This window comes from Gilvimarinus gilvus (assembly GCF_030518155.1).
In the GTDB taxonomy this organism is placed as follows: Bacteria; Pseudomonadota; Gammaproteobacteria; order Pseudomonadales; family Cellvibrionaceae; genus Gilvimarinus; species Gilvimarinus gilvus.
In genome coordinates, this window is the sequence record NZ_JAULRU010000419.1 from 1 (window position 1) to 447 (window position 447).

A 447-nucleotide genomic window follows, 5' to 3' on the forward strand; every position below is an offset into this window, starting at 1 on the left:
ATCGGAATCATATCCTATAGCAGAATATTTATTGTCTTTAGTAAACGTATACGAGTCTTTAGAACTGCATTCATCTGCTAGATACTGATCTTCTATGTGATTGTCTTTAGAGAATTGTGTTTGGTATTTTACAAAACTCCAAGTTCCTACGATACTTTCAGAGTTAATAGAAGAATCATCATCATTGTTACAGCTAAATAACAGTCCAAAAGCAAAAATGCTTGGTAAAATAAACTTTTTCATAAATATTGTTTTTTTAGTTGCGGCGAAAATAAAGAAAACAATATTAGATATTCGGTTATTAAATGATTATTATAAATATTCTTTTACTTCATCTAAATGTGTAATTGTAGGAACATCATCCATCGAAAAATTATCATCTAATCGATCAAAGAAAATAGCCGACATTCCGAAAGCTTTTGCGCCAACAGCATCTGCAATCCAATC

1 protein-coding gene is annotated in these 447 nt (G+C 30.2%); it reads right to left on the reverse strand.

The window, feature by feature from the left end; all coding sequences use genetic code 11:
* A partial coding sequence (locus QWI17_RS08220; protein WP_302722042.1) for a hypothetical protein occupies positions 1–243 on the reverse strand: 243 nt, incomplete at its 3' end.
* Positions 244–447: the final 204 nt, after the last annotated feature.